This is a genomic window from Actinomadura sp. 21ATH, from assembly GCF_041951345.1.
In the GTDB taxonomy this organism is placed as follows: Bacteria; Actinomycetota; Actinomycetes; order Streptosporangiales; family Streptosporangiaceae; genus Spirillospora.
Genome location: NZ_JBGNUR010000021.1, coordinates 63,998 through 84,294, shown reverse-complemented (window position 1 = coordinate 84,294; position 20,297 = coordinate 63,998). Strand labels below are relative to the sequence as shown.

At 75.1% G+C, this 20,297-nt stretch carries 27 protein-coding genes and 1 tRNA gene; 12 read left to right on the top strand and 16 right to left on the bottom strand.

Features of this window, described 5'->3' with window-relative positions; all coding sequences use genetic code 11:
* Positions 1-7: 7 nt before the first annotated feature.
* The 10 genes from ACA361_RS37120 to purU form a co-directional block, all read right to left on the bottom strand.
* Positions 8-628 (bottom strand): DUF6286 domain-containing protein, encoded by a 621-nt coding sequence (locus ACA361_RS37120; RefSeq protein ID WP_375019796.1) that lies wholly within the window; start codon positions 626-628, stop codon positions 8-10.
* Positions 625-1,026: an Asp23/Gls24 family envelope stress response protein gene (locus tag ACA361_RS37115; protein WP_375019795.1), complete on the bottom strand. Its 402-nt coding sequence runs from the start codon at positions 1,024-1,026 to the stop codon at positions 625-627. Before ACA361_RS37115 ends, ACA361_RS37120 begins: the two co-directional genes overlap by 4 nt.
* Positions 1,023-1,226 (bottom strand): hypothetical protein, encoded by a 204-nt coding sequence (locus ACA361_RS37110; protein WP_375019794.1) that lies wholly within the window; start codon positions 1,224-1,226, stop codon positions 1,023-1,025. The genes ACA361_RS37115 and ACA361_RS37110 overlap by 4 nt, the downstream gene beginning before the upstream one ends.
* A 1-nt stretch (position 1,227) precedes the next feature.
* Positions 1,228-1,572, bottom strand: coding sequence for a hypothetical protein (locus ACA361_RS37105; RefSeq protein WP_375019793.1), 345 nt, complete (start codon positions 1,570-1,572; stop codon positions 1,228-1,230).
* Complete coding sequence (locus tag ACA361_RS37100; RefSeq protein ID WP_375019791.1) at positions 1,569-2,093, bottom strand: Asp23/Gls24 family envelope stress response protein; 525 nt, start codon at positions 2,091-2,093, stop codon at positions 1,569-1,571. The genes ACA361_RS37105 and ACA361_RS37100 overlap by 4 nt, the downstream gene beginning before the upstream one ends.
* Before the next feature lie 84 nt (positions 2,094-2,177).
* Positions 2,178-2,864: a response regulator gene (locus ACA361_RS37095; protein ID WP_375019790.1), complete on the bottom strand. Its 687-nt coding sequence runs from the start codon at positions 2,862-2,864 to the stop codon at positions 2,178-2,180.
* On the bottom strand, positions 2,861-4,501 hold the full coding sequence (locus ACA361_RS37090; RefSeq protein ID WP_375019789.1) for an ATP-binding protein: 1,641 nt from the start codon (positions 4,499-4,501) through the stop codon (positions 2,861-2,863). The genes ACA361_RS37095 and ACA361_RS37090 overlap by 4 nt, the downstream gene beginning before the upstream one ends.
* Positions 4,502-4,822: 321 nt before the next feature.
* Positions 4,823-5,380 (bottom strand): hypothetical protein, encoded by a 558-nt coding sequence (locus ACA361_RS37085; protein WP_375019787.1) that lies wholly within the window; start codon positions 5,378-5,380, stop codon positions 4,823-4,825.
* 1 nt (position 5,381) lies between these two features.
* Positions 5,382-6,002 carry a DUF6286 domain-containing protein gene (locus ACA361_RS37080; protein ID WP_375019785.1) on the bottom strand — a complete coding sequence of 207 codons (621 nt, stop codon included), beginning with the start codon at positions 6,000-6,002 and terminating at the stop codon, positions 5,382-5,384.
* 93 nt (positions 6,003-6,095) lie between these two features.
* The gene (gene purU / locus ACA361_RS37075; RefSeq protein ID WP_375019784.1) at positions 6,096-6,944 is read right to left on the bottom strand and encodes a formyltetrahydrofolate deformylase; all 849 of its coding nucleotides are present in this window, start codon (positions 6,942-6,944) and stop codon (positions 6,096-6,098) included.
* A 53-nt stretch (positions 6,945-6,997) separates the two neighbouring features.
* Here purU and ACA361_RS37070 point away from each other — a divergent pair, with 53 nt between their 5' ends.
* From ACA361_RS37070 to ACA361_RS37040, 7 genes are all read left to right on the top strand, one after another.
* A complete protein-coding gene (locus ACA361_RS37070) occupies positions 6,998-8,035 on the top strand; it encodes an LLM class flavin-dependent oxidoreductase (protein WP_375019782.1) in 1,038 nt (345 codons plus the stop codon).
* A gap of 17 nt (positions 8,036-8,052) precedes the next feature.
* The gene (locus tag ACA361_RS37065) at positions 8,053-9,018 is read left to right on the top strand and encodes an alpha/beta hydrolase family esterase (RefSeq protein WP_375019781.1); all 966 of its coding nucleotides are present in this window, start codon (positions 8,053-8,055) and stop codon (positions 9,016-9,018) included.
* Positions 9,019-9,092: 74 nt separating this feature from the next.
* Positions 9,093-10,277, top strand: coding sequence for an amino acid deaminase/aldolase (locus ACA361_RS37060; RefSeq protein WP_375019780.1), 1,185 nt, complete (start codon positions 9,093-9,095; stop codon positions 10,275-10,277).
* Positions 10,278-10,311: 34 nt separating this feature from the next.
* Positions 10,312-10,992, top strand: coding sequence for an SIMPL domain-containing protein (locus ACA361_RS37055; protein ID WP_375019779.1), 681 nt, complete (start codon positions 10,312-10,314; stop codon positions 10,990-10,992).
* A gap of 150 nt (positions 10,993-11,142) precedes the next feature.
* Positions 11,143-12,288: a carbohydrate kinase family protein gene (locus ACA361_RS37050; protein WP_375019777.1), complete on the top strand. Its 1,146-nt coding sequence runs from the start codon at positions 11,143-11,145 to the stop codon at positions 12,286-12,288.
* The gene (locus ACA361_RS37045) at positions 12,285-13,574 is read left to right on the top strand and encodes a glycoside hydrolase family 4 (RefSeq protein ID WP_375019776.1); all 1,290 of its coding nucleotides are present in this window, start codon (positions 12,285-12,287) and stop codon (positions 13,572-13,574) included. Before ACA361_RS37050 ends, ACA361_RS37045 begins: the two co-directional genes overlap by 4 nt.
* Positions 13,575-13,605: 31 nt before the next feature.
* Positions 13,606-13,872 carry a zf-HC2 domain-containing protein gene (locus tag ACA361_RS37040; RefSeq protein WP_375019775.1) on the top strand — a complete coding sequence of 89 codons (267 nt, stop codon included), beginning with the start codon at positions 13,606-13,608 and terminating at the stop codon, positions 13,870-13,872.
* Here ACA361_RS37040 and ACA361_RS37035 read toward each other — a convergent pair.
* Entirely contained in the window at positions 13,829-14,146 is a 318-nt protein-coding gene (locus ACA361_RS37035; protein ID WP_375019773.1) for a DUF3618 domain-containing protein, read from the bottom strand. The genes ACA361_RS37040 and ACA361_RS37035 overlap by 44 nt on opposite strands.
* Before the next feature lie 127 nt (positions 14,147-14,273).
* On the opposite strand from ACA361_RS37035, the gene bcp reads away from it, so the two are divergent.
* On the top strand, positions 14,274-14,741 hold the full coding sequence (bcp, locus tag ACA361_RS37030; protein WP_375019772.1) for a thioredoxin-dependent thiol peroxidase: 468 nt from the start codon (positions 14,274-14,276) through the stop codon (positions 14,739-14,741).
* A 23-nt stretch (positions 14,742-14,764) separates the two neighbouring features.
* On the opposite strand, the gene ACA361_RS37025 is transcribed toward bcp, so the two are convergent.
* A tRNA-Leu gene (locus ACA361_RS37025) sits at positions 14,765-14,848 on the bottom strand.
* Between the two features lie 193 nt (positions 14,849-15,041).
* Here ACA361_RS37025 and ACA361_RS37020 point away from each other — a divergent pair.
* From ACA361_RS37020 to ACA361_RS37005, 4 genes are all read left to right on the top strand, one after another.
* Complete coding sequence (locus ACA361_RS37020; RefSeq protein WP_375019771.1) at positions 15,042-16,049, top strand: anti-sigma factor RsbA family regulatory protein; 1,008 nt, start codon at positions 15,042-15,044, stop codon at positions 16,047-16,049.
* 80 nt (positions 16,050-16,129) lie between these two features.
* Positions 16,130-17,047 carry an MEDS domain-containing protein gene (locus ACA361_RS37015; RefSeq protein WP_375019770.1) on the top strand — a complete coding sequence of 306 codons (918 nt, stop codon included), beginning with the start codon at positions 16,130-16,132 and terminating at the stop codon, positions 17,045-17,047.
* Positions 17,044-17,964: an anti-sigma factor RsbA family regulatory protein gene (locus ACA361_RS37010; protein ID WP_375019769.1), complete on the top strand. Its 921-nt coding sequence runs from the start codon at positions 17,044-17,046 to the stop codon at positions 17,962-17,964. Before ACA361_RS37015 ends, ACA361_RS37010 begins: the two co-directional genes overlap by 4 nt.
* Positions 17,965-18,005: 41 nt before the next feature.
* Complete coding sequence (locus ACA361_RS37005) at positions 18,006-18,854, top strand: MEDS domain-containing protein (RefSeq protein WP_375019849.1); 849 nt, start codon at positions 18,006-18,008, stop codon at positions 18,852-18,854.
* 6 nt (positions 18,855-18,860) lie between these two features.
* Here ACA361_RS37005 and ACA361_RS37000 read toward each other — a convergent pair whose 3' ends face one another.
* The 4 genes from ACA361_RS37000 to ACA361_RS36985 all read right to left on the bottom strand — a co-directional run bounded on the left by ACA361_RS37000 (position 18,861) and on the right by ACA361_RS36985 (position 20,220).
* Positions 18,861-19,304, bottom strand: coding sequence for a hypothetical protein (locus tag ACA361_RS37000; RefSeq protein ID WP_375019768.1), 444 nt, complete (start codon positions 19,302-19,304; stop codon positions 18,861-18,863).
* Complete coding sequence (locus ACA361_RS36995) at positions 19,294-19,452, bottom strand: sigma factor-like helix-turn-helix DNA-binding protein (protein WP_375019766.1); 159 nt, start codon at positions 19,450-19,452, stop codon at positions 19,294-19,296. The genes ACA361_RS37000 and ACA361_RS36995 overlap by 11 nt, the downstream gene beginning before the upstream one ends.
* On the bottom strand, positions 19,422-19,784 hold the full coding sequence (locus tag ACA361_RS36990) for an RNA polymerase sigma factor (protein ID WP_375019765.1): 363 nt from the start codon (positions 19,782-19,784) through the stop codon (positions 19,422-19,424). Before ACA361_RS36990 ends, ACA361_RS36995 begins: the two co-directional genes overlap by 31 nt.
* A gap of 70 nt (positions 19,785-19,854) precedes the next feature.
* On the bottom strand, positions 19,855-20,220 hold the full coding sequence (locus tag ACA361_RS36985) for a hypothetical protein (RefSeq protein WP_375019764.1): 366 nt from the start codon (positions 20,218-20,220) through the stop codon (positions 19,855-19,857).
* Between the last annotated feature and the right edge of the window lie 77 nt (positions 20,221-20,297).

Sequence of the window (20,297 nt, the reverse complement as noted above, 5' to 3'; positions counted from 1 at the left end):
TCCCTTCCTAGGACGACTCCTTCGGGGCGCGGACCCGGGCCGCGACGCCGCGCCGGGGCAGCGGGTCCAGCTCGTCGAGCCGCCGCCGCACGGCCTCTTCCACGCGCTGCCGCAGGTCGCCCGGGTCCCGCATCGCGGTCTCGGCGGTCACCTTGACCTTGCGCCGGCGCACCTTGACCTTCGCCCCCGTCACGCCCGCGGTCTCCGCGGCGGCCGCCGCGGCGGCGGACCGCAGCCCGCGCCGGGTGATCGCGACGGTCAGCCGGGGATCGCCGCCGCGCAGCGGGACCAGCCGGCCCCGGCCCGGCCGCAGCCCGGCCAGCAGCGACAGCAGTCCGAGCAGCGCGGCCACCCCGGACGCGGCCAGCGCGGCCGCGTCCTTCCACGCGGTGCCGGTCGCCCACGATGTCACCCGGTCGTACGGGACGAGCCGCGCGGGCCCCCCGGCGAGCGCCGAGATCGCCTCGATCGCGAGCAGCACCCCGGCGGCCGTCAGCAGCAGCGCCGCGATCAGCGCGGGCAGGATCCGGCGGGAGTGGAACGCGCGCCGCGCCGCCCGGCCGCCCGCCCTGCTCCTGTCGCCGGCCGGCGCCCCGACTCCGGGCAGCCGCCCGGCGCCGGTGGTCACGCGACCACCCGCCGGGTGTCGCGGCCGGGCCGTTCCAGCGCCTCGACCTCGATGTCCACCTGCCGCACGGCGAGGCCGGTCAGGCTCTCCACCCGCTGCCGGACGCGCTCGCGCACCCGGGCGGCGACGTCCCGTACCGGCGCCGGGTAGACCACCGACATCCGCACCCGCGCGGTCACCACCGAACCGGCGATCTCCACGTCGGTGCGGGCCCTGCCGCCGCGGCCCAGCCCGCCGGCGTCCGCGGTCTCGGCCACGGCGCGGGCGACGATCCGGCCGACCGCGCGGTCGGCGATCTCGGTACGGCCGCGGCCGCCGCCGTACGGGTCGCCCGCGTCCGGCGAGCGCTCGGGCCGGGGCGGCGGCTCCGCCGTGGGCGGCAGCACCTCGGCGGTCACGGCCGCTCCCTCCGGCCGCCGACCGACGAGACCAGCTCGCCGACGTCCAGGTCACCGCTGACGGCGAACCCGACGGCCATGCCGATCAGGCCGATCACCAGCACGAGGACGAACGTCCCGAACCCGCCGAACGCCCCGGCGAACCCGAGCGCCGTGCCGAAGGCCAGCCCGACGACCGGCGCCCACCTTCTAGCGTCCATCTCAGTCCCCCTCCGCGATGTCCGCGACCAGCACGTGCACCGGCCGCCCACCCGCCAGCGGGAGGGCGGCCTGCCGGACGCTCTCGGCGATCGCGGGCAGCGGCCGGTCCGGGCGGGCGACGTTCACGCCCACCTCGACCTCCCCCTCGCGGACGGCGACCCCGGCGTACGGGGGGCCGACGCGGTAGGTGACCACCTGCGCGCGCGGCCCGGCGGACAGTCCCGCCACCTCCGGCAGCTCCGCGACGGCCGCGCCGATCCGCTCGGCGAGCCGCACCCGCTCCGGGGCGCCGGACGCGCCCGCCGTGCCCGGCGGCCGGGCCGCGGTCGCCGTGCCGGCCGTCATCGCACCCGCGGCTCGGACGGCTGCGAGTCCTCCCGCGCCTCCTCGCCGGGCAGGTGGATGTCGGCCACGTCGATGTTGACCTCGACGACGTCGAGCCCGCACATGTGCTCGACCTCCTCGATCACGTTGTCCCGCACGGCCGCGGCCAGCTCCGGGATGGACGCGCCGTACTCCACGATCAGATCGATGTCGATCGCGGCCTGCCGCTCGCCGACCTGCACCGACACGCCCTGCGAGCTGCTCTGCCCGCCGCCCATGCCGCCGGGCAGCCGCTCCTTGACCGAGCCGATCGTGCGGCTCACCCCGGCGCCCATGTCGTGCACCCCGCCGATCTCGCGGGCCGCCATGCCGGCCACCTTCGCGACCACCGCGTCGGCGATCTTGGTACGGCCGTTCGGCGTGACGAGATCGCTCCGGTCCCCGCCGGACGCGCTCCCCTGCCCGCTCACCGTCCGCCGGGTCTGGCCCGGCAGGCTCGCTCCCGCGGGCCGCTCGGTGGCCTGCGTCTTTCCCTCAGTCATGGCGGCTTCCCCCTGATGAACCGATGGTGTGCAGTACATACTCGGCGGGGGCGCCGGAAATCACCTTCGGCGACAATAAGCAGGTCAATCCCTCTTTGCCGGAACCGGGTAGAAGCGGACCTCCGGCCGCCCCACCTGGCCGTAGCTGGGCCGGCGCTGCGCCAGCCCGTTGTCCGCGAGGTACTCCAGGTAGCGGCGCGCGGTCACCCGCGACACGCCCGTGAGGGACGCCGCGGACGCCGCCGACAGCCCCTCCTCCGCACCCGTCAGCACCTCGGTGATCGCTTCGAGGGTGGCGCCGCTCATGCCCTTCGGCAGCGACCGCTGGTCGGTGGTGCGCAGCGCGGCGAGGATGCCGTCCACGTCCGCCTGGCCGCTGACCTCGCCCGGCTGCTCGGCCCGCCGCCGGAACAGCGCGTACCCCTCCAGCTTGTCGCGCAGCGACGCGAACGTGAACGGCTTCAGCAGGTACTGGACGACGCCCACCGACACGGCCGTCCGCACCACCGCCAGGTCCCGCGCCGACGTCACCGCGATCACGTCCACGGCCAGGCCGCCCGCGCGCAGCGCCCGGCACACCGTCAGCCCGTGCGTGTCCGGCAGGTAGAAGTCCAGCAGGACGACGTCCACCCGCTCGCGCTCGCAGAACCGCAGCGCGTCGGCGCCCGAGTGCACCACCCCGGCCACCTCGAAGCCCGCGACCCGTTCCACGTACTGACGGTGGGCCTCGGCGGCCACCTGGTCGTCCTCCACCACCAGAACCTTGATCACGTGCTGATCTCCTCCGGGGAGCGCAGCGGGAGCCGGACGCGCAGCACCGCGCCGCCGTCCCGCTCCACCTCGATGGTCCCCCGGTAGCGCCGGACGGCCTGCCCGACCAGCGCCAGACCCAGCCCGCGCGGCCCGGCCGGGCCGTCGGCGGCCTTGGTCGTCCAGCCGCGCCGGAACATGTCCTGCGCGCTGTCCGGGTCCAGGCCCGGACCGGTGTCGCGGACCTCGATCACCAGCTCGCCGGCCGTCGTCGCGGCGGTGACCCGCACCCGCGGCGGCCGGTCCTCGGCGAGCCCCTCGATCGCCGCGTCCACGGCGTTGTCGATCAGGTTGCCGAGGATGGTGACGAGATCGCGCGGCTCGACCGCGCCCGCCGCCCCGCCGCCGATCGTGATGTCGTCGGCCACCTCCAGGTCCACGCCCCGCTCGGCCGCCTCGGTCGACTTGCCGAGCAGCAGCGCCGCCAGGACGGGCTCGCTGACCGCGCCCACCACCCGGTCGGTGAGCCGCTGCGCCGTCCGCAGCTCGGCGGTGGCGAACTCGACCGCCTGCGCGGGCCGGCCCAGCTCGACCAGCGACACCACGGTGTGCAGCCGGTTGGCGGCCTCGTGGGCCTGCGAGCGCAGCGACTCGGCGAAGCCCCGTACGGTGTCCAGCTCCCCCAGGAGGGCCTGCAGCTCGGTGTGGTCGCGGAGCGTCACGACGTTTCCCATGGCACGGTCCCTGGACCGTACAGGCGCGGTGTTCACCACCAGCACCCGGGTGTCGCCGACATGGATCTCGTCGGTGCGCGGCTCGGCGGAGTTCATCGCGGCGACCAGCTCCGGCGGCAGCCCGAGCCGGTCCGCGTCCCTGCCCTGCGGTTTCGGGGGCAGGTCGAGCAGGTCCCGGGCGGCGTCGTTGCACAGCACGATCCGGCCGTCCCGGTCGAGCAGCACCAGGCCCTCCCGCACCGCGTGCAGGATCGCCTCGTAGTAGTCGAACATGCCGCGCAGCTCGCCCGGCGCCACGCCCCGCGTCTGCCGCCGCAGCCGGGTGCTGACCAGCCAGCTCCCCGCGATCCCGAACGCCAGCACGCCCACCGCCACCGCGATCAGCGGCACCAGCCGGTCGCGCAGCTCCGCCGAGATCGTGTCGATCGTGATGCCGACCGCGACCAGCGCCACCACCCGGTCGGCGTCGTCGAACACCGGCGTCACGGTACGGACCGACGGCCCCAGCGTCCCGGTGTAGGTCTCGCTGAACGTCTCACCGGCCAGCGCCGGCGCCGTGTTGCCGACGAAGTGCTGCCCGATCCGGCTCGGATTGGGATGCGTGTACCGGATCCCCTGCGGACTCATGATCGTGATGAAGTCCACGTCGGTGTCGTGCCGGACCCGCTCCGCGTACGGCTGGAGCGCCCGCGCCGGGTCCCGCGCCGACAGCGCCGCCCGCACGCTCGGCGCGTCCGCGATCGTCAGCGCCACCACGGTCACGGTGTGCCGGGCCTGGACGCGCGCCGCCCGCTGGGAGTCCATGTACGCCGCCACGGCCCCCACGACCACCAGCAGTCCCACGATCGCGGCCTGGAGCACCAGCAGCTGCCGGGCCAGGCTCCAGCCCTTCCCCGGCCCCGCCATCATCTCTTTCCGCCGCATCCCGAGCACATCCCTGAACCCGATCCACCAGGCCGCCGCATCCGCCCGGGCTCCTGGAACCGGCGGGCCGGCCGCGCGTCGCCGCGCTCGTGAACGAAATGTACACAAGAGTGACCGTCGCCATGGGGTCGCGCATAGTCACCGTGCAGACATGTGAACCGTACAGACATGTGATCCGCGGACGGCCCCGGCGGCGTCCCCGGCTCCTCCCGCTCGGAGTCGGGGACGCCCCCGGACACCTCCACCGGACGCCGCCGCCCCCGGTTCGGACTCGCGCTCCCACGTGGCCGACCCGGGGGCGGTGTCGCTTTCTCGCCCGGTTCAGGCGATGGCGGGTTCGGGCTCCGGTGGGGTGGGGATCGGGTCTTCCATGTGGAAGCGGATCACGGTGATCAGGCCGTCCAGGTCCATGGCGGCCCTGTAGCGCTGTACGGGGCCGTTGGAGAGGTCGGTGTGGATCTCCGCGGGCGCGGCGTCGGGGGCGCAGAGGATGGTCACCAGGAGGCGCGGACGCAGGCGGCTGCCGGTCAGGCGGACGCGGGCGTCGCGGACCCCGGGGACGTGGCGGGCCTCGCGGAGGAGCTCGCCTCCGGCCACCGCGGCCAGCTTGCGGGTGGGGGCGTCCAGGGCGGCGCGGCGGGTGAGCGTCCACGCGCGGATCTGCGTGCCGAACCACATCAGGCCGGCCAGCGCCACGGTCTCGGCGATGCCGCCCGCGACCGGCCAGAACCAGTCGTTCTCCCCCGCGTACCGCGCCATCTCGGAGGTGAGCAGGGGGCGCTCGGCGAGGCCGGGGCCGAACGCGCCGAGGCCGGCCAGCAGGGCGCCGATCCCGGCGGCGACGACGAGCAGCCCGGTCGTCAGGGTCGCGAGTCTCATGTCAGTCCTTCCGCCAGCTCAGCCGGACGCGCACGCGCCGGGGGTCCATCAGGTCCATCTCCGACAGCCGGGCCGCCAGCGCCCCGCGGACGAGGTCGGCGAGGTTGGCCGGGTTGCGGTAGCGGGTCACCGCGCGGACGGACACGCGGCGGCGGAAGCGGCCGCCGCGCACCCGGACGCGGACCTTCACGATGCCGGGCACGCTCAGGCCCGCCGAGACCAGCGAGCGCTGGAGCGTGCGGCGGCTGATCGCGGCGGCGAGGTACGGGTCGGCGCCGTGCAGCGGGATCATCCGCGGGCGGTGCGCCGGGAGCAGGCTGAGCAGCAGCGCCAGGCCCACCGCGGTCACGCCGGCCGCGGCGCCCAGCACGCGTGGATCGTTCCATGAGGTGCGGTGCAGCCAGGCCGCCCAGCGGTCGGCCGGGATCAGCCCGGCCGGGTCCCCGATGAGGACGCTCACCACCTCGATCGCCGCGACGCCGCCGGCCACCGCCAGCAGCAGCGCGGCGCACAGCCCCGCCGCCGCGCGGCGCGGCCGGAACTCCCGCGCGGCCAGCCGCCGGGCCCGCTGCCCGCTCTCGGCGTCCACGGCCGGTTCCGCGACCAGCGTCTCGCTCGTCACCACATCACCACCCCCGAGGTGCGCAGATACACCTCACCCATGGTGATGGAAGATCACATTCTGTGAAACCCGGCGCGCTGCGGACGGCCCGGATCAGCGGAAGACGACGGTGCTCTCACCGTTCAGCAGGATCCGGTGCTCGGTGTGCCAGCGGACGGCGCGGGCCAGCGCCAGGCACTCCAGGTCGCGGCCGACCGCCATCAGGTCCTCCGGGCTGTGGCCGTGGTCCACCCGGGCGACCTCCTGCTCGATGATCGGCCCCTCGTCCAGGTCGGCGGTCACGTAGTGCGCGGTGGCGCCGATCAGCTTCACGCCGCGCGCGTGCGCCTGGTGGTACGGGCGGGCGCCCTTGAACCCCGGCAGGAACGAGTGGTGGATGTTGATCACCCGGCCGGGCAGCTTGGCGCAGAAATCGTCCGACAGGATCTGCATGTAGCGGGCCAGCACGACGACGTCGGCGCGGTAGTGCTCGACGAGGGTGAGGACCTCGGCCTCCTGCGCGGCGCGGGTCTCCCCGGTGACCGGCAGGTGGTGGTAGTCGATGCCGTACGACTGGGTCAGCGGCCGCAGGTCGGGGTGGTTGGACACGACGGCGACGATGTCGATGTCGAGCAGCCCGGACCGCTGCCGGTAGAGGAGGTCGTTCAGGCAGTGCCCGCCCTTGGACACCATGATCAGCACGCGCTGCCGGTCGGTGGTGCCGGTGAGGCTGTACTCCAGGCCCAGCTCGGCGCTCAGCGCGCCGAACGCGCCGCGAAGCTCTTCCGGGTCGGTGTCGGGGAGCCCGGCGAACTGCACCCGCATGAAGAAGCGGCCGGTGTCGCGGTCGCCGTACTGCTGGCTCTCCAGGATGTTGCAGCCGCGCTCGGCGAGCAGGCCGGAGACGGCCGCGACGATCCCGGGACGGTCCGGGCAGGAGAGGGTCAGGACGTATTCGGGCACGGTCCGAGCTTACGCCGAAGGAATGCGGCGGGGCGTGCGGTGTTGCAGGAGATGTGAGCCTCGGAACGACGCGTTTCTCGATCCTGGACCGGTCCCGTACGCGGGAGGGCGAGGGGCATCCGCGCGCCCTCCGGGACACGGTGGAGTTCGCGCGGCAGGCGGAGGCGCTCGGGTACCACCGGTTCTGGGTGTCGGAGCACCACGGCGTGCCGGGCGTGGCGGGGCCGGCGCCGACCGTTCTCGCGGCGGCGGTGGCGGCGGCGACGTCCCGGATCCGGGTGGGCACGGGCGGCGTCATGCTCCCCAATCATCAGCCGCTGGTGGTGGCGGAGCAGTTCGGCGTCCTGGAGTCGCTGTATCCCGGGCGGATCGACATGGGGCTCGGGCGTTCGGTCGGGTTCACCGGCGGCGTGCGGCGCGCGCTCGGGCACGACCGGAAGGACGCGGACGACTTCGAGGCGCAGCTCGCGGAGCTGCTCGGCTACTTCAGCGGGGACCAGAGCGCCCATCCCGGCGTGCACGCCTGGCCGGCGGAGGGGCTGCGGGTGCCCGCGTTCGTGCTGGCCACGGGGGCGGGCGCGGACATCGCGGCGGCGTCCGGGCTGCCGCTGGTGATCGCGGCCGTACGGAGCCGGGCGCGGATGGTGGAGGCGATCGAGCGCTACCGGGCGGGCTTCCGGCCGGGGCCGTGGGGACGCGAGCCGTACGTGATCGTCTCCGGGACGGTCGCGATCGCCGACACGCGGGAGGAGGCGTGGCGGATGCTCGTTCCGGAGGCGTGGTCGCACGCGTACTCCAAGGTCCACGGGGAGTTCCCGCCGCTCGTCCCGGCGGAGCGGATCCTGGCGATGGACCTGGACGAACGGGAGCGGCGCCACTTCGACGAGGCCCTGCGCGGGCACGTGCACGGGACCGAGGACGACGTCGCCGAGGCCCTGGAGGATCTCCTGGAACGCACCGGCGCGGACGAGTTCCTCGTCCACACCAGCACGCACGACCGCGCCGCCCGGCTGGAGTCGCACCGGCGGCTGGCCCGGCTCGCCGGGCTGACCGGCGCTTCCTACCAGCGAGTAGTTTCGGCGGCCTCCTGAGGGTTAGATTCGCTCGCATGCGGCGGATCCTTGCCCTCCTCTTGCCCCTCGCCACAACCGCCACACTGGCGCTGGCGGGCTGCAGCGACGACCCGAAGAGCGGCGGGGACGGCGGCCCCGAGCCGCCGGCCGCGACCGAGAAGCGGCCCGAAAGCGTCGACGGCGTCCCGACGGACACCGGGACCCACAAGCAGAAGATCGACGTGGGAACGCCCGGGCACCGCGAGTACCTCCTGCACGTCCCGCCCAAGCTCACCGGCGGCACGTGGCGCGACGGCAAGCCGGCCGAGCCGCTGCCGCTGGTCCTGGCCCTGCACGGCGGCGCGGCCAACATGGACCAGATGCGGAAGCTGACGGGATACGACCGCATCGCCGACGACAAGGGCTTCCTCGTCGCCTACCCGGACGGGTTCGTGATGAGCTGGAACGCCGGCGACTGCTGCGGCCCCGCCAAGCTCGGCAAGATCGACGACGTGGACTTCCTGGCGCAGCTGATCGGCAAGCTGACCGGCGCCGGGCTGGCCGACCCGAAGCGGGTGTTCGTCACCGGGTTCTCCAACGGCGCGGGGATGGCGTACCGGCTGGCCTGCGAGCGGCCCGGGCGGGTGGCCGCGATCGGGGTCGTGGAGGGTGCGCTGGTGACCGAGTGCGATCCGCAGCGGCCTCCGTCGGCGATGATCGTGCACGGGACGGCGGACGGCAGCGTCCCGTTCAACGGGGGCGGGCGGCGCGACTTCAACGACGGCCGGCCGTTCCCGCCGGTGTCGGAGGCGGTCGACCTCTGGCGGCGGAAGGCCGGGCTGCCCGCGCCGTCCAGGCCGCTGAAGGGGCTGAGCAACGGCGCCGACTGCGAGGGGACGGGCAAGGGGCGCGGCGGCGTCGAGGTGGCGTTCTGCAAGATCGAGGGCGGCGAGCACCGCTGGCACGCCGGGACGAGCGCGATGCTCTGGGACTTCTTCGCCGATCACCCGCGGGTAGGCTGATCACCGGATGATCGCTCCCGTCCGGCTATCGTGAAAACTTCTCATATTCGGTGGTTCTGTGGCACTGTGACCCCATGAACCTCCGGGAGCGTTACGACGCCGCCACCGCGGCATTCGAGGCGCCGTTCGCCGTCGTCGACCTGCGGGCCTTCCACGCCAACGCCGCCGACCTCGCCCGCCGCGCGGGCGGCAAGCCGATCAGGGTGGCGAGCAAGTCGGTGCGCTGCCGCGCGCTCCTGGACGAGGTCCTGAGACTGGACGGGTTCGCCGGGATCATGGCGTTCACGCTCCCCGAGGCGCTCTGGCTCGCCGAGCAGGGCACCAGCGACGACATCCTGGTCGCCTACCCCACCGCCGACCGCACCGCGATCGCCGCGCTGGCCGCCGACGAGCGCGCCGCCCGCACCGTCACGCTCATGGTCGACTCCGCCGAGCACCTCGACCTCGTCGAGGACGCCGCCGGGGGCCGCCCGATCCGGGTGTGCGTGGACATCGACGCCTCGTACCGGACGCTGGGCGGGCGGGTCCGGTTCGGCGCCCGCCGCTCCCCGCTGCACACCGCCGCCGACGTGCGCGCGTTCGCCGAGGTGATCGTCAAGCGGCCGGGGCTGCGGCTCGTCGGGCTCATGGCGTACGAGTCGCAGATCGCCGGCGTCGGCGACGTCCCGCCCGGCCGGCCCGCGATGGCCCGCGCCATCCAGACCATGCAGCGCCGCTCCCGGATGGAGCTGGCCCGCCGCCGCGCCGCGATCGTCGCCGCCGTCCGCGAGGTCGCCGACCTGGAGTTCGTCAACGGCGGCGGCACCGGCAGCGTCGAGAAGACCGCCCGCGAGCGCGCCGTCACCGAGATCGCCGCCGGGTCCGGGCTCTACCAGCCGCACCTGTTCGACAACTACTCCAACTTCAGCGGCCGCCCGGCCGCGCTGTTCGCGCTGCCCGTCGTCCGCCGGCCCGGCCCCGGCGTCGTCACCTGCCTGGGCGGCGGCTACCTCGCCTCCGGCCCGGCCGACGCGCTGCGGCTGCCCCGGCCGTACCTGCCGACCGGGCTGTCGTACGACTCCAACGAGGGCGCCGGCGAGGTGCAGACGCCCCTGCTCGGCTCCAGCGCCGACCTGCTGCGCGTCGGCGACCGGGTGTGGTTCCGGCACACCAAGGCCGGCGAGCTGTGCGAGCGGTTCGACGCGCTGCACCTCATCGAGGACGACCGCGCCGTCCGGACCGTTCCCACGTACCGCGGCGAAGGTCGCACATTTCTTTGACCCCGGGGGCGCCCGACCGGTTACGTTGGCCGGTATGACCAACGCGCCCCTGATCAGCGTCCGCGGCGAGGCCGTGCTCGAGGTCGAGCCGGAGATCGCGCACCTGTCGGTGCACGTCCAGTCACAGGAACGCGACCGCCGCCAGGCCCTGGACCGGCTGGTCGAACGCAACCAGCAGGCGCTCGACCTGATCAAGTCGTACGGCGACGCGGTCGAGAAGCTGGAGACCGGCGGCATGTCGATCACGCCGCAGCTCAAGTACCGCCGCCGCGAGGGCGACATCCGCGCGTACCAGGGCACCGTCTGGATCCGGCTGGTCGTCGCCGACTTCGCGGTGCTCGGCGAGCTGGTCACGCGGCTCGGCGACGTGGACCGCGCCTACGTCCACGGCCCCGACTGGGGGCTGCGCCGCGACAGCGAGGTCTACAAGCGGGCCGCCCGGCAGGCCGCGAACGAGGCGGTCGAGCGGGCCCGCAGCTACGCCGAGGCGCTCGGCGCGCGCCTGACCGGCCTGGTCGAGCTGGCCGACGAGGGCCTCACGAGCGACACCGCGACGCGGGGCGCCCAGCCGGTGTCCCTCATGGCGGCGCCCGCGGCGGCCGGCGGGGCCATGGAGGGCACCGAGCCGCCGGCGATCGACCTGGAGCCCGCCACGCAGATCGTCCGGGCCGCGGTGGAGGCCCGCTTCACCGCCACCGCACCTGATCTGGGCTAAGGCGTGTTCGTGAAGTGACCTCAGCCACCGCGCGAGCGCGCCGCCTCCCCGGGCGGATCGCGAAGCGATGTCGCGCTCGCACAGGCATGGTCACGACCGCGAGCCGCCAGGCGAGCGGTCGTGGGCCAGGACTGCAGGAAAAGGGGGACGATGACAGCAGCAGAGCAGGGGGCGCCGCCGCAGCCGTCGATGGCGGATCCCTGCACCGAACGGGGGCCGGCCGGTGAACTCCTGCACCGGCACCAGCACGACCACGCGGGGACGGTGCCGCGCGAGCTGGACGTCTTCCTGACCGGCCAGGTCTTCATGGACATGATCTTCACGGGGCTGCCGGGGCTGCCGCCGCCCGGCACCGAGCTGGTCACCGACGGGCTCGGCTCCGCGCCCGGCGGGATCGCCAACATCGCGGTCGCGATGAGCCGCCTCGGGCTGCGCACCGGGCTCGCCGCCGCGTTCGGCGACGACATGTTCGGCGCGTACCTGTGGCGGACGCTGTCGGAGCAGGAGAACGTCGACCTGCGCTGGGCGCGGCGGCTGCCCGGCTGGTCCACGCCCGTCACGGTGTCGCTGGCGTACGCGTCCGACCGCAGCATGGTGACGTTCACCCGGCCGCCGCCGCTGCCCGCCGACGAACTGGTCGCCACGCCGCCGCGCGCCGCCACCTGCTTCGTCGACATCGACCGCCCGGTCCCGGACTGGGCGCTGGAGATGCGGCGCGGCGGGGCGCTGGTGTTCGCCGACCTGGGCTGGGACCCGACCGAGACGTGGTCCACGGACGTGCTGGACCGGCTGGAGCACGTGGACGTCTTCCTGCCGAACGCGGTCGAGGCGATGGCCTACACCCGCACCCGCACGCCCGAAGAGGCCCTGGAGGCGCTCGCCGAGCGGGTCCCGGTCGTGGTGGTGAAGCAGGGCGCGCGCGGCGCCATCGCGATCGACGCGCGCGCCGGGACGCGCGCCTCGGCGGCGGCGCTGCCCGTCACGGCGCTCGACCCGACGGGCGCCGGCGACGTGTTCGCCGCCGGGTTCGTGTTCGGGACGCTCGCCGACTGGCCGCTCGACCACCGGCTGCGCTTCGCCAACCTGTGCGCGGGCCTGTCGGTACGGCACCACAGCGGCTCGCTCGGCGCGCCGTGCTGGGGCGAGATCGCGGCGTTCGGGGAGACCGGCGAGGTGCCGGCCGAGGTGCTGGAGCAGTACGCGTTCGTCGTCCCGTACATCCCGGAGACCGAACTGGAGAGCGGGGCCGACTCGGTCACCCGCGCGGAGCCGACCCTGCGGCAAGGAGCCTTTTGAACACCGGGGACACCGTGAAGATCGCGATCATCGGGGCGGGCAGCGGCTACATGCCGGGGATCGTCCGCGGGCTGCTGCACCGCGCGGACGACCTCGCCGGGGCCGAGCTGGCCTGCCACGACATCGACGCCGGCCATCTGGAGCTGATGGCCGGGCTGGCGCGGCGGATGTTCGCCGCGCGCGGCGCCGCGTTCACCGTCACCGCGCACACCGGCCTGAAGGCGGCGCTGGACGGCGCCGCGTACGTGTTCACCACGTTCCGGCCGGGCGGGATGGCGGGCCGCCACCTGGACGAGTCGATCCCGCTGAAGCACGGCGTCGTCGGCCAGGAGACGGCCGGGCCCGGCGGGTTCCTGATGGCGTGCCGGTCCGTCCCGGTGCTGCTGGAGATCGCCGCCGCGGCCGATCCGGACGCCTGGATCGTCAACTACACCAACCCGACGAACGTGGTCACCGACGCCGTCGCGCGGCACTCCGGCGCCCGGATCATCGGGCTGTGCGACCAGCACGTCGGCGACACCGAGATGTGGGCCGAGCTGCTCGGGCTGCCGTTCGAGCGGCTGGAGGCCGACTGGATCGGGCTCAACCACGCCACCTGGGCCGAGCGGCTCCGCCTCGACGGTGAGCGGCTCGACCTGCCCGCCCTGCTGGACGGGCTGGAGGTGCCCGGCGGCGGCGCCACGCCGTGGCGCGACCCGTCCCGGATGGCGGAGCTGGCCAAGGCCCTCGGCTTCCTGCCCAACTCGTACTCCAAGTACTACTTCTTCCACGACGACGTCGTGCGTGAGCTGCGCGAGAAGGGCCGCACCCGCGCCGAGGACATCCAGGACATGCTGCCCGCGTACTACGAGGGGATCCGGGCCGAGGCCGCCGGGGACGACCCGGACCCGAGCCGGGAGCGCGGCGGCGGCGAGCACGGCGAGTTCGCCGTCGACACCATCTGCGCGCTGCACCGCGACGAGGGCCGCCGCATGATCGTCAACACCCGGAACAACGGCGCGATCTCCTCGCTGGAGGACGACGCGATCGTGGAGGTGCCGGCGCTGGTCGGGAGGTCGGGCCCCGTCCCGCTGACGATGGGGCCGCTGCCGGGGCCCGTGCGGGGGCTGACGCAGGCGATCCACGCGTACGAGCGGCTCGCCGCCGACGCCGCCGTCACCGGGTCCCGCCGCACGGCCCTCCAGGCGCTGATGGCGCACCCGTTCGTGCGGAGCAAGCACACCGCCGAGAAGATCCTGGACGAGGGGCTGGCCGCGCACCGGGCGCATCTCCCCCAGTTCGGCTGAACGGCCGGGGGCGCTCCCGCGTACATGAGGTGTGAGACCAACCGACTGCGGCGACTACCGGATCGGCCTCGGCGTGTACGCCCTCGGGCGGCTGGCCGAGGGCGAGGCCGACGAGCTGCGCGACCATCTCGCCGGATGCGGCCGGTGCCGCGGCGAGCTGGCCGAGCTGCGCGGCGTGGTCGACCTCCTGGCCCGGACGCGGCGAGGCGCCGGTCCCCGCGCTCGCGCGCGGGCCGGCGCCTCGTTCCTGCTGGTCAGCGGCGGCGGCGCCTGCGCCGCCAGAGCACCAGGGCGGTGACCGCGACGGCCGCGCCGACCCCGGCCGCCACCATCCGGGGGTCGATCCCGCCGGGCCGGTCGTCCTCGCCGTCCTTGCCCTCGGCCGGCGTGAAGATCGCACCGACGGCCTTGGCGACCTGGCCGGCCTCGTCCTTGAGGCGCTCGGCGCCGCGCTGCGCCACGTTCCGCGGGTTGACCCGCTCGGCGAGCTCGTCGATCGTCTGGGCGAGCTCCAGGCGGGCGCGCTCAATCTGCCGCTCCAGCGCCTCCGGGTCGCGGGACCTGTCAGCCATGCCTGTTCCTTCTCGTTCGAGCCTCAGCCACGCATGATCCGAACAGTGTCGCAGGTCTGCCCGCGAAACGCCCGCGCCGCCCCAGCCGGTACGGTGGAGCCGACCAGTCCAGAGAAAGGCGGTACCGGTGTCCGAGCGGTTGGAGCCCGGCGACGTCGCCCCCGGATTCGAGCTTCCGGACGCCGACGGCGCGCCGGTCACGCTGGAGTCCCTGCGCGGCCGGCGGGTGATCCTGTACTTCTACCCGGCGGCGATGACCCCCGGCTGCACCAAGGAGTCGGTCGACTTCCAGGGCAGCCTGGCCGAGCTGGAGGCCGGCGGTGTCACGGTCGTGGGCATCTCCCCCGACAAGCCCGCCAAGCTGGCGAAGTTCCGGGAGAAGGAGGGGCTGACCTTCCCGCTGCTGTCCGACCCGGAGACCCAGGTCCTCAAGGCGTACGGCGCGTACGGCGAGAAGAAGCTCTACGGCAAGGTCGTCGTCGGCGTGATCCGCTCGACCTTCATCATCGACGCCGAGGGAAAGATCGAGAAGGCGTACTACAACGTGAAGGCCACCGGCCACGTCGAGCGGCTGCGGCGCGACCTGGGCGTCTAGCCTTCCGCGGTAGACGGTTCCAGTGCGGACGGGGGGACTCGAACCCCCACGGTGTCTCCACCAACAGGACCTAAACCTGCCGCGTATGCCGATTTCGCCACGTCCGCCCGGGGTGACTCCGGGGCATTGCTCCGGAGGCGCCCGGCCAGCTTAGCGTCCTGATCGGGAAGCACCGCCGGGAATTCTCAGTTGGTGAAAATCGCTCTCGGCAACCGGACGCTCGCGGCCTAGGCTGGACGGGTCCCGTTCCTCGCCGTTCCGGGACGCCGCGATCACCGACGGCCGACGCAGGTGGGCATCGTGAGCGACAGCTTCACTCATCGCGTGCTTCCGTACGACGGGATGGACGACTATCTCGCCGGCGCCCTCCCCTTCCTGCGCGCGGGCGCCGCGAGCGGCGACCGGGTCCTCGCGGTGACGCCGGTGGCCGCCGGGCTGCTGCTGCGCGGCGAGCTGGGCGCGGCCGCGGCCGGGATCGAGTTCCACGAGTCGGCCGCCTGGTACTCGCATCCCGCCCGCACGCTGGCCGGCTGCCTGGACATGGCGGACGCGGCGGAGCGGGAGGGGCGGCGGCTGCGGATCCTGGGCGAGCCCGGCTGGAACGGCCGGCCCGCGCCGGAGGTCCTGGAGTGGCAGCGGACCGAGGCGCTGGTCAACGTCGCGTTCGCCGGCACCGCGACCGCGATCCTGTGCCCGTACGCGCGGAGCCTGCCCGCGGGCGTCGTGGCCTCGTCGCGGCGCACGCACCCGGAGAGCGTCCGCGGCGTCACGGCCGTCCGCAACCCCGGCTACCTGGACCCCTGGACGTTCAGCGCCCGCTGCGACGGTGAGCCGCTGCCCGCGCCGCCGCCGGACGCCGAGTCGATGGCGCTCGACCGGCCCGACCTGTACTGGCTGCGGGCGTACGCCGGCGACTTCGCCCGCCGCGCCGGGCTGCCCGCCGGGGACGTGCAGCGGCTGCTGGTCGCGGCGACCGAGGTGGTGACCAACGCGGTCCGGCACGGCGCGCCGCCGATGACGCTCACGATGTGGACCGACCCCGCGGACGGCTCGGTGGTCTGCCAGGTCACCGATGCCGGGCGGTGGCCCGCGGCGGCCGGGCACGGGCTCGTGCCGCCGCGTTCCCCCGGGCCGCCGGGCGCGGCCCGGGGGAACGCGGCGGGGCCCGGGAGGTTCGGGCTGTGGGCCGTCCGGCTGCTCTGCTCCGCCGTCCAGATCCGTACCGGGGAGCAGGGCACCACGGTGCGGCTGCGGCTCCGGCCGCCCGCCGTCCCGGCGGGCACCGCGCAGGCGGTCGACACAGCGTGAGGAACTCCATGCGTTGGGCTTACGAATCCCGCCGGGCGGCGTACGCTTGTCAGCACCCCGACGATCCCGATGGGCAGGCCATGGACACCACCTGGTTCGCCAAGCGTCCCGTCACCGAGGTCCGGCCGGGCGACCACGGCTGGCTGGCCTACTCCGGCGCCGAGGAGCGCGACCGGGTCATCGGCACGTTCATCGAGGCGGGGCTGCGCCACGGGGAGAAGGTCGTGTACGTCACCGACACGCCGCCGGACCGGCTGCCGGGCATGTCCATGCGCACCTCGCTCGACCTGTGCGACTACACCGGGTCGGGGCAGCTGCGGGTGATCCCGACGGAGGAGGCGTGCCGGGGGCGCGACGGCGCGTTCGAGCCCGACCGGCTGCTGGACACCCTCGGCCGCGAGGTCGACGGGACGTTCGGCCAGGGGTTCCGCGCCGCCCGCCTCACCATCGACCACAGCTGGGTGCTGGCCGGCCGGGACGGTGCCGACCTCGGCCCGATGCTGGGCTGCGAGCAGGGCTTCGGCGACGCGGTCTCGCCGAGCACGATGGCGATGGCGATCTGCCAGGTCTCCCGGCGCGCCTGCTCGCCCGGGCAGCTGGCCGCGCTGCGCGCCACCCACGAGGTGCTGATCGAGGTCGATCCGGAGTTCGACGACGGGGTGCTGCGGATCGTGCGCACGTTCCAGCCGCACGGGCTGCGCCTGGCGGGCGAGCTGGACGCCGTCCGGCACGCCCGGTTCACCGAGGAGCTCGACCGGGTCGCCCGCTCGCACCGGCAGATCCATCTCGACTTCGCCGAGCTGGGCTTCATCGACCTCGGCGGACTCACCCTGCTGGCCGAGCACGCGACCCGGCTGGGCGGCGGCCGGGCGCTGGTCCTCGATTACCTGCCGCCGGACGTGGAGAGCGTGATCGAGATGGTCGGCTGGCACCGGCTGCCGGGGCTGGTCCGCGGCCGGGGACGCGCCCCGCACGGCCCGGAAGGCGGCGCCCCATGACGCTGGAGCACCGCGCGCTGATCTACGACGGCGCGGACGACCTCCTCTCGGTCGCGGTGCCGTTCCTGACCGCCGGGCTGGAGGCGGGCGAGGCGGTCGTCGCCGTCCTCCGGCGGGCCGGGCACGGCCCGCTGCGGGACGCGCTGGGCGACCGCGCCGGCGCGGTCGCCTTCCACGCGTCCGAGGACTTCTACCGGCACCCGGTGCGCACGCTGAAGATCTACCAGGAGCTGGTCAAGGCGGAGCGGCCGCGGCGGGTGCGGGCGCTGGCCGAGCCCGTCTGGTCCGGCTGGAGCGCGCGCGAGACGCTCGAATGGGCCCGGTACGAGTCGCTCATCAACGTCGCGTTCGCCGGCTCGGGGGCGCGGGCGCTGTGCCCGTACGACCGGACCGCGCTGCCCCCCGAGATCATCCGGCATGCCCGGGAGACGCATCCGCTGCTGGCCTCCGGCGACCTGACGGTGCGCAATCCCGAGTACGTCAGGCCCGCCGACTTCGGCGCCCGCTGCGACCGCACCCGCCGCTTCGAGCGTCCCCGGGACGCCGCGTACCTCGCGATCGACTCCGCCGACCTGCGCGGGCTGCGGGCCTTCGTCGGCGACCGGGCGGCGGCGCACGGCCTCCCCCGGCAGGCCGCGCAGAACCTGGTGACCGCCGCCAACGAGGCGGCCGCCAACGCCCTCCGGCACGGCGCGCCGCCCGCCGGGCTGTGGCTGTGGGCGGAGGGACCCGAGCTGGTGTGCGAGGTCGGCGACCACGGCATCTGGCGGGACGCCGACTCCCTGGTCGGCTTCGACCCGCCCGAGTCGGCGCTGCGGCCCGGCTTCGGGCTGTGGACGGTGCGGCTCCTGGTCGATCTCATGGAGCTGCGGGCCGGCTGGGACGGTACGTTCGTGCGGATGCGGCAGCGGCGCTGAGGGGACCCGGCGCGAGCCGCGGTGGAGGCGCCGTGGGAGGCATGGAGAGCCCCTGGTCGGTCCGGAGGCCGGTACGGGAGCTGCGCCCCGGGGACCACGCCTGGCTGGCGTACACGGGCCGCGAGGAGCAGCACCATGTCACCGGCGCGTTCGTGCGCGCCGGGCTGGACGCCGGGGAGAAGGTCGTCTACCTGGCGGGCGCGGCCCCCGTCACCGCGCCCCGGCTGCCCGCCCACGAGCGGCTGAGCATCGTCGCGCTCGGCCGCGGCGGGCGGTACGGCCGCGGCGGCCACTTCGACCCGGCGGCGCTGGTGCGCGCGGTGGCCGAGGCCGTCCGGGACGGGGCCGACGGCCACCGGGGCATCCGGATCGCCGCCGACATGACCTGGGCGGTCCGCCGCCCGAGCGGGCTGGAGCTGCTGCTGGGCTGCGAGCGGCGGATCGACATCGCGATCGGGCCGAGCACCCGGGCGATCGCGCTGTGCCAGTTCGACCGCGCCCGCTGCACCGCCGCCGAGCTGGCCGCCCTCGGCGCGTCGCACGGCGTGGAGGTCGTCCCCGATCCCGAGTTCGAGGACTCCGTGCTGCGGATCGTGCGCACGTTCCGCCCGCCCGGGCTGGCGCTGTCCGGCGAGCTGGACGCGTCCCGGCACGCCGTCCTGCTGGAGGCGCTGACCACGGCGGCGGCCGGCGCCGGCGGCCGGGAGGTCCATCTGGACCTGTCCCGGCTGCGGTTCATCGACCTGGGCGCGCTGAACATCCTCGCGGACGCCGCCGCGCACGCGGACGGCCGCTGCCCGCTGGTGCTCGACCGGATGTCGCCGCAGCTCCGCACCGTGGTGGAGACGGTCGGCTGGCACATGCTCCCCGGCCTGCGCCTGGGCGGCTGACCGCCCTCACTCCCCCGTGCGCGACGGCGCGCGCCGGACGGGTTCCGGCGGGGCCGAGGTGGGGGTGGTCCCGGCCGGCGGGACGTTCCCGCCGCGCGGTTCCGGGCCCGGGCGCGTCGGCCGCGGCACCGGGAGGGGCCGGGTCGGCGTCGGCACCGGCACGGTCAGGCTCGGCGCGGGCGCCAGCGGCTCCGGCCGTTCCCGGCGCTGCTCCCCCGGCCCGAGCAGGGCGAACGCGACCACGGCGGCCACCGCGGCGAGCGCGGGGACGGCCCACAGCCCGATGCGGAGCCACGGGCCGCGCCGCCGCACGCGCGGGTGCGGGTACGGGTTCGGGCCCGCCGGGCCGGCCGCGTTCCGGAGCCGGTGCAGCAGCTCCGCGTCCGGGCCGATCCGGTCGGCGCGGCGCCGGTAGTGCTCCCGCAGCAGGGTCTCGAGCTCATCGTTCACGGGCCCGGACCTCCTCCGTGCGCTCCATGTGCCGGCGCAGGGCGGTCATCGCCCGCGCGGTGTGGCTCTTGACCGTGCCCCGGGAGATGCCCAGGGCGGCGGCGATCTCCTGCTCGCTCAGATCGCACCAGTACCGCAGGACGACCACGCGCGCTGCTTGACCGGCAGGGCGCGCAGCACCTCGTCCAGCTCGCCGCCGGGGCCGCCGCCGCCCGCGCCGCCGCCCGGCACGGGCGCGTACCGTTCGACGTCGGCGGGCGTGCCGACGGGCAGGTCGCCGCGCCGCGACCGGCGCCGGTGCTCGTCGATGGCCAGGTTGACCAGGATCCTGCGGGCGTACGCCTCCGGCTCCCCCGCGGCGACCTTCCTCCAGCGCCGGGCGACGCGCTCGTAGGTGACCTGGAGCAGGTCCTCGGCGAGATGGCGGTCGTACACGAGGAAGACGGCGGTGCGCAGCAGCCGGCCCGCGGTGGCGGTCACGAACTCCTCGAACGTGATCTCCGCCCCGCGGGCCTCCCGCGCGGTCGTCGCGAACAGCGGACGGCCCCCGCTACGGCCGCTGCGGCGGCACCGGCGCCGGCTCCGGCGACGTGTACGTGGGCGTCGGCCTCGGCGGGGCCGGGCGCGTGGGCGAGGGCCTCGGCACGGGCGGCCGCGAGGCGGTCGGGGACGGCTGCGGCGCGGTGGGAGCCGCCGACGGCGGCACTGGCCGCGGCGCGGTGGCGGACGGCACCGGGACGGCCGGAGCGGTCGGGGCGGCCGACGGCGGCGCCGGGCTGTTCGCCGAGGCCGGGTCGGCCACGACGGGCTCGCCGGTGGCGGTGGCGACCCAGACGCCGGCCGCCAGCGCGGCGGCACCGAGCCCGGTGGCCGCGGCCAGCAGCGGCAGGCCGCGGCGGGAACCCTTGTCGATCATGGCGCTCCTCGGAGGGGTGACGTTTCCGTACATCCCTCTCAACCCCCGCCGGGCCGCCCGCGGTTGTCATGCCGCGG

Excerpts from the sequence above, each read along its gene's own strand:
- ACA361_RS37110 (WP_375019794.1), bottom strand. The coding sequence starts at position 1,226 with ATGGACGCTAGAAGGTGGGCGCCGGTCGTCGGGCTGGCCTTCGGCACG.
- ACA361_RS37105 (WP_375019793.1), bottom strand. The coding sequence starts at position 1,572 with ATGACGGCCGGCACGGCGACCGCGGCCCGGCCGCCGGGCACGGCGGGC.
- ACA361_RS37100 (WP_375019791.1), bottom strand. The coding sequence starts at position 2,093 with ATGACTGAGGGAAAGACGCAGGCCACCGAGCGGCCCGCGGGAGCGAGC.
- ACA361_RS37090 (WP_375019789.1), bottom strand. The coding sequence starts at position 4,501 with ATGCGGCGGAAAGAGATGATGGCGGGGCCGGGGAAGGGCTGGAGCCTG.
- ACA361_RS37085 (WP_375019787.1), bottom strand. The coding sequence starts at position 5,380 with ATGAGACTCGCGACCCTGACGACCGGGCTGCTCGTCGTCGCCGCCGGG.
- ACA361_RS37065 (WP_375019781.1), top strand. The coding sequence starts at position 8,053 with ATGCGGCGGATCCTTGCCCTCCTCTTGCCCCTCGCCACAACCGCCACA.
- ACA361_RS37060 (WP_375019780.1), top strand. The coding sequence starts at position 9,093 with ATGAACCTCCGGGAGCGTTACGACGCCGCCACCGCGGCATTCGAGGCG.
- ACA361_RS37055 (WP_375019779.1), top strand. The coding sequence starts at position 10,312 with ATGACCAACGCGCCCCTGATCAGCGTCCGCGGCGAGGCCGTGCTCGAG.
- ACA361_RS37050 (WP_375019777.1), top strand. The coding sequence starts at position 11,143 with ATGACAGCAGCAGAGCAGGGGGCGCCGCCGCAGCCGTCGATGGCGGAT.
- ACA361_RS37035 (WP_375019773.1), bottom strand. The coding sequence starts at position 14,146 with ATGGCTGACAGGTCCCGCGACCCGGAGGCGCTGGAGCGGCAGATTGAG.
- ACA361_RS37015 (WP_375019770.1), top strand. The coding sequence starts at position 16,130 with ATGGACACCACCTGGTTCGCCAAGCGTCCCGTCACCGAGGTCCGGCCG.
- ACA361_RS37010 (WP_375019769.1), top strand. The coding sequence starts at position 17,044 with ATGACGCTGGAGCACCGCGCGCTGATCTACGACGGCGCGGACGACCTC.
- ACA361_RS37005 (WP_375019849.1), top strand. The coding sequence starts at position 18,006 with ATGGAGAGCCCCTGGTCGGTCCGGAGGCCGGTACGGGAGCTGCGCCCC.
- ACA361_RS36985 (WP_375019764.1), bottom strand. The coding sequence starts at position 20,220 with ATGATCGACAAGGGTTCCCGCCGCGGCCTGCCGCTGCTGGCCGCGGCC.